Origin of the sequence: Kitasatospora sp. MBT66 (genome assembly GCF_000710405.2) — a bacterium.
Lineage (GTDB): Bacteria > Actinomycetota > Actinomycetes > Streptomycetales > Streptomycetaceae > Kitasatospora > Kitasatospora purpeofusca.
The window spans coordinates 54,073-60,072 of record NZ_JAIY01000016.1; the positions used below are offsets into that span (position 1 = coordinate 54,073).

Consider the following 6,000-nt stretch of genomic DNA (forward strand, 5'->3'; position numbering starts at 1 on the left):
GCGAGAATGACCCGGTGACCACAGTTCTGAACCCCGCCGACGCCGCGTTCGCCCGCGACCCCTACCCGTACTACGCCGGGCTGCGCGTGCAGGGCCCGGCGGCCCGGGTGGACCTGTCCAACGGGACCTCGGCCTGGCTGGTGACCGGCTACCGGCAGGCCAGGGCGGTGCTGGCCGATCCCCGGTTCTCCAACGTCCCGGCGCCGCGCGCCGGCGGGTCCGGCCGGGTGGGACCGGCGGCCGGGGCGCGGTCCGTCCTGGAGCAGCACATGCTCAACACCGACGGCGCCGAGCACCGCCGCCTGCGTCGGCTGGCCTCGGTGGCCTTCACCCCGCGCCGGGTGGACGCCCTGGGCGAGCGGATCGCCCGGCTCACCGAGGAGGTGCTCGACGGGCTCGCCGAGCGCCTCGACCGCGAGGGGGCCGCCGACCTCGTCGACGACTTCGCCTTCCCGCTGCCGGTCCTGGTGATCGGCGAGATCCTCGGCGTGCCCGAGGAGGACCGGGCGGACCTGCGCACCTGGACCTACCGGGTCGGCTCCCCCGCCGGCGCCCTCGCTCCCGGCGAGATCGACGACGCCTGGCAGAGCCTGCACCGGTACTTCACCGGACTCATCGCGGCCAAGCGGGAGCAGCCCGGCGAGGACCTGTTCAGCCTGCTCGCCGCCGACGAGGACGCCGAGGCGCTGGACGACACCGAACTGCTGGCGATGGCGTTCCTGCTGCTCTTCGCCGGCTACGAGACCACCATGAACCTGCTCGCCTCCGCCTCGCTGCTGCTGCTCGGCCACCCCGGCGAGCTGGCCTCGGCCCGGCAGGAGGGCGAGCCCCGGTGGGCCGCGGTGGTCGAGGAGACGCTGCGTCACGCCAGCCCGCTGGAGGGCACTACCTGGCGGCGCACCCGCGAGGAGGTCGACCTCGGTTCCGGCGCGGTCGTCCCGGGGGACTCCTCCGTCCTGGTCGTCCTGGCGGCCGCCAACCGCGATCCGGAGGTCTTCCCCGACCCGGACGCCTTCCGGCCCGACCGGTTCGCCCCCGGTGACGGCCGCGCCCTGCCGCACGTGGCCTTCGGGCACGGCCCGCACATCTGCCTGGGCGCCCGACTGGCGCGGCTGGAGGCGACGATCGCGCTGCCCCGCCTGTTCGACGCCCTGCCCGCGCTGTCCCTCGCCGCCGACCCCGCCGGGCTGCCGTACCGGCCGGGCCTCCTGGTGCGCGGCCCCCGCAGCCTCCCGGTGCGGCGAGCGGAGTAGATCCGCGCGATCCACGCGTTCCCCCTCCCTACGTCAATGCCGTTGACATACCCTGGCGCGCATGACCGAACGTGTGGTTCCCGAGCCCGAGCGGAAGCGCCGCCGGCCCACCAAACAGGGCGTCGTCCTGTCCGCCGAGCTGATCGTCGACACCGCCCTGCGGCTGGTCGGCCTGCACGGCGCCGAGGCGCTCACCGTCCGGCGGCTCGGGGCCGCGCTCGGCGCCGACCCCAGCGCGGTGTACCGCTACTTCCACAGCACCGACGACCTGCTGATCGCCATCGCCGACGAGCTCATCGGCCGCGCCCAGCACGGCTGGCGGCCCACCGGCGACTGGCGGGCCGACCTGCGGGCCATCGGCCTGCGCATCCACGCCGCCTACCAGGCCCACCCCCAGGCCGCCCTGCTCGCCGCCCACCGCACCACCGGCCGGGCCAACGAGATCACCGCCGTCGAGAACATCCTCGGCATACTGCGCAACGCCGGCTTCCCGGACCCCGAGGCCGTCCGCATCTACCACGCCTTCGTCGACCAGAGCCTCGGCTTCGCCGTGCTCGACGCCGCCGCCCTCGCGCTGCCCGCGGCCGCCCTGAGCGCCGACTACCAGGTCTGGCAGGCCTCCTACGCGCGCCTCGACGCCACCACCCACCCGCACATCGCGGCCACCGCGCACCTGTTGACCGCCGACATGAACCGCAGCGCCTACCCCCACGCGCTCGACCTCCTCCTCGACGCCGCCGAGGCACGGCTCGGGAGGCCGGAGGACCGCTGAGCCGAGCCCGACGACCGCCGAGCCGCAGCGAACGACCGCCGGTCCGAGCCGGGCGGCCGGGCGGCCACCGTCGGAGCCCGCCCGGCAGCTCGGCTGCCCCGCCGCCCCGAACCGCCTGCCAACTTCCTGTTCCCGCCTGCCCCACCCGGCTGAGATGGTCCCGGGCCGCCCGCCGACGGGAAGCCCGTGGAACGACGACCGGCACGGAGGTTCGCGGTGGGTACGACGGACGGGATCGACGAGGCGCCCTGGTGGCACGAGGGCGGCGCCCCGCTGGTCGGGAGGGACGGCGAACTCGACCTGGTCGCCGTCTGGTCGGCGCGGGCGTTCCCCGCCGGCGGCCTGCTCGTGGTGACCGGCGAGCCCGGGATCGGCCGGACGGCCCTGCTCCGCGAGGCCGCCCGCCGGGCGGAGCGCTCCGGCGCGGTCACCGCCTGGGTCGGTGCCCCGGGCGACCGGCGTCCGGCCGGGGAAGCGGGCGTTTACTGGGCGAAGGCCGCCGCCCGGGCCGTCCGCACCGCCGCCGGTCACGCCGGGGCCGATCACCTCGGGGCCGGTGACGGCCGGGAGCCGGACGGCATCGGCACGGCACCGAGCCCCGCCGGGCTCGCCCGGGCCCTCGCCGCGGAGGCGGACCGCCTGCGGGCCGAACGGCCGCTGCTGCTGGTCGTCGACGACGCGCACCGGCTCGCGCCGCAGGCCCTGGCGGTGCTGCACCACCTCGGTTCCGCCGCCGCGCCCGGCCTCGCCGTGCTCTGCGCGGCCCGAGCCGACACCCCGGCCGCCCGGCCGCCGCAGGGCGACACGCTGCGGCTCGGACCGCTCGACGCCCCGACGGCGGCCCGGCTGCTCGACACCCGCTTCCCCGGGCTGTCACGGCGGCGTCGGCAGGAGATCGCCGAGGCGGCCGGAGGCCTCCCCCTGGCGCTGGTCGAGGCGGCCGCCGAGGAGCAGCACGCCGGGCCGGGCGAGCAGCCGGACGGCGGAGCAGCGGACCCGACCCCGCGCATCGGGCCGCGGCTGCGCCGGATCCACGCGGAACGCCTTCGACGCCTGGGCCCCGAAAGCCGGGCCGTGCTGCTGGCCGCCGCCTGCGAACCCGACCCGGACCTGGACGAACTCCTCGTCGCGGCGGCCGCGTTGCACGGTGGGCCGGTCCCGGGAGCAGCCCTGGACGCGGTGGTGCGGGCCGGACTGCTGGTGCTGCCGCACGAGGGCGGTGGCGTCCGGTTCCGCCGTCGGCCGGACGCGGTGGCCACCCTGGAGGCGGCCGGCCACCGCCGCGCGGCGGCCCATGCCGCCTGGGCCCGGATCCTGGCCGACCGGCCGGAGCGGGCCCTGCTCCACCGGGCGACCTCTGCCCCGGGGCCGGACGAGGCCCTGGCCCGTGCCCTGGAGGAGCGCCACCGGAGCGCCGTCGCCGTCGGCACACCGGTGCCCGACACCGCCCTGCTCGATCTCGCGGCCCGGCTCTCCGCCGACGGCGGCGACCGCGGGCGCCGCCACCTGCTGGCCGCCGAACACGCCCGCGCCCTCGGACGGCCCGGCCTCACCCGCCACCACCTGGCCGCCGCCGCGGCCGAGCGGCTCACCGCCGCCGACCGCACCGCCCTGCACTGGCTGCGGGCCACCGCGACCGGCTGCCCGCCGCCCTCGCCGAGCACGGTGGGACGGCTGTGCGCCGACGCCCGCAGGCTCGCCCCGGACGCGGCCGACCGTGCCGCGCGCCTGCTGCTGCTGGCCGCCCGGCTCTGCCACCGGGGAGCGCTGGGCCCGGCCCCGGCGGCCGAGGTCCTCGCGGCGCTCGACGCCCTGCCGCCGGGCGGCTCCGACTCCTCCGACTACTCGGACTGCTTCGACTGCTCCGGCTGCTGCGACTGCTCGAGCTGCTCGGACTGCTCCGACGAAGCAGGTCGCGCGGACGGCGCCGGGAGCATCACCGCCGCGCGGACGGCGATCCTCGCGCTCCTGGCCCCGGCCGCGGCGGCCGGCCCGCTGCGCCGGGCGCTGGAACGGTTCGAGGCCGCCCCCGACCCCCACCCCGTCGCGCACGCACTGATGCTCGCCGAGGCCGCCCACGCCCTCGGCGAGCACACCCGGGCGGAGGAGATAGACACCCGCTGCCTGCCCCATCTGCACGCCCTGGGGCTGCACGGGCTGCTTCCCGCGCTCCACGCCCGGCGGGCGGCCGTCGCCACCGTCCGCGGTGACGCCGAGGCCGTCCGGCAGGCCGCGGCCGCGCTCGCGGACTGCGCCGAGGACACCGGCCGCACCGCCTGGGGCGCCCCGGCGACGGCCTTCGAGGCGATGTCGGCCGGACTGGCCGGCGACCCCGAGCGCGCCCGCACCGCCGCCGAACGGGCCGGGGCGGAAGCCCTGCGGACCGGCCGCGTCGACGTCCTCGCCGTGTCCGTCGCGGCCCGGGCCGCCGCGGCCGTCGGCGAAGGCCGACACCTGGCGGCGTACGAGCGGCTCCGGCGGCTCTTCGACCCCGGCGACCCGGCGCACCACCCCGCCGTGGCGCTCGACCTGGTCGCACCGTTCGCGGACGCCGCCCGCCGGAGTGACCACCGTCCGGAGGCCCGTCGTCTGCTCCGCCGTGCCGAGCAGTACGCCCACCCCCGGCCGGCGCCGGCCGCGAGGCTGCAACTCGCCTACGCGGAAGCCGTCCTGGCGCCCGGCGAGGGCCGCGCTGTGCCGACCGGCGTCCTCGGATCCGGCGAACTGGCCGGGTGGCCGCAGCTGTACGCGCTGGTCCACCTCGCGCACGGCTCCGCGCTGCGACGCGCCCGTCGTCCCGCGGCGGCCCGGACCTCGCTGCGGGCGGCGATGGAGGTGTTCACGGCCCTCGGCCAGCGCCGGCGCGCCCTGGACGTCGCGGCGGAGCTGCGGGCCACCGGCGAACGCCCCGCCCGGCCCGGGCACACCGGCCCGGAGCGGCCCCGGCTCTCCCCGCAGGAGCGGCGGATCGCGGACCTCGCCGCCCTCGGCCTCAGCAACCGGGAGATCGGCCGACAACTGGACCTCTCGCCCCGCACCGTCGGGTCGCACCTCTACCGGCTCTTCCCCAAACTCGGCATCACCGGCCGCGCGCAGATCGTCCACCGCCTGCCGACCGTCGCCGGACAAACCGTCGCGGAACCGGCCGTCGCGCTCCTGGAGGTGTCCTGACCGTCGGCGCGGCGCCCCGCGCTCCGTCCCGTCAGCAGACCGGGCCCGGCCGCGCCGCGGTCGCCCGCAGCAGGTCGCCCAGCAGACCGAGGTCGACGGCCTCCGGTCGGCGGAACCGGAGGCACCCCTTGCCCATGTCCTGTCCCGCCAGCCGATCCGCGAATTCCTCGCGCACGTCACCGCGCATCAGATAGACGGAGATGTACTGCTTCTGACTGGCGAAGGCGAGCTCCGCGACCCCGTCCCGCTCGTAGGCGGGCATGCCGTGGGCCATCACCTCGGTGAAGCCCGCCAGCTCCCGGCGGCACAGCCGCCGCAGGTCGGTCAGGACCTCCCTGCGCTCGTCCGGCACCTCGGCCAGGTAGCCGTCCACGTCCTCCGCCGCGCTTCGCACCATCCCAGGAGGCTACGCGCCGTCCCCGCCCCGGCGCGGGACCTCCGGACGCTCCCCCGCGCCGCCGCTCCCGGCGTGCAGGCGCAGCAGCGGGAGCAGCCGGTACCGTTCGCCCGGTGCGGCCTGCACCAGCCCGCTCTCCACCAGTTCGTCGAGCGCCTCGTCCAGTGCCGACGCGAGGTCCGGGTCCGAGCCGCGCAGCCGCGCGGCGTCCTCCCGGTCGAACTCGACGGCGGACAGCCCGGACAGTCGGCGGAACGCCCGCGCGGCAACGGCGGAGAGCGCCCGGACGGAGGGGTCGAACAGCTCGGCGAGCGGGCCGCCCCCGCCGAGGGCCGCGAGGCGGCCGTGCTCGGGCGTCAGCCGGGCGGCCAGCCGCGCGAGCGGCCGCTCCCGGCCGGTCTCCAGCA

General features: G+C 78.0%; 4 protein-coding genes and 1 pseudogene. 3 read left to right on the forward strand and 2 right to left on the reverse strand.

From position 1 onward, the window contains the following. Positions 1-14: 14 nt before the first annotated feature. From BI06_RS36210 to BI06_RS36220, 3 genes are all read left to right on the forward strand, one after another. On the forward strand, positions 15-1,253 hold the full coding sequence (locus tag BI06_RS36210; protein WP_043475477.1) for a cytochrome P450: 1,239 nt from the start codon (positions 15-17) through the stop codon (positions 1,251-1,253). Positions 1,254-1,314: 61 nt separating this feature from the next. After that, positions 1,315-2,025 (forward strand): TetR/AcrR family transcriptional regulator, encoded by a 711-nt coding sequence (locus BI06_RS36215; protein WP_043475480.1) that lies wholly within the window; start codon positions 1,315-1,317, stop codon positions 2,023-2,025. 216 nt (positions 2,026-2,241) lie between these two features. Continuing rightward, positions 2,242-5,196 carry a LuxR family transcriptional regulator gene (locus BI06_RS36220; RefSeq protein ID WP_043475482.1) on the forward strand — a complete coding sequence of 985 codons (2,955 nt, stop codon included), beginning with the start codon at positions 2,242-2,244 and terminating at the stop codon, positions 5,194-5,196. A 31-nt stretch (positions 5,197-5,227) separates the two neighbouring features. Here the strand turns inward: BI06_RS36220 and BI06_RS36225 are convergent, their stop codons facing one another. Next, positions 5,228-5,593, reverse strand: a complete 366-nt coding sequence (locus BI06_RS36225; protein WP_043475485.1) for an iron chaperone — start codon at positions 5,591-5,593, stop codon at positions 5,228-5,230. A 9-nt stretch (positions 5,594-5,602) separates the two neighbouring features. Further along, positions 5,603-6,000 (reverse strand): annotated as a pseudogene (locus BI06_RS51700) (hypothetical protein); the annotation flags it as partial.

What these genes read in the sequence shown, in the direction of transcription:
- BI06_RS36215 (WP_043475480.1), top strand. Translation starts at nt 1,315, where the DNA reads ATGACCGAACGTGTGGTTCCCGAGCCCGAGCGGAAGCGCCGCCGGCCC.
- BI06_RS36225 (WP_043475485.1), bottom strand. Translation starts at nt 5,593, where the DNA reads ATGGTGCGAAGCGCGGCGGAGGACGTGGACGGCTACCTGGCCGAGGTG.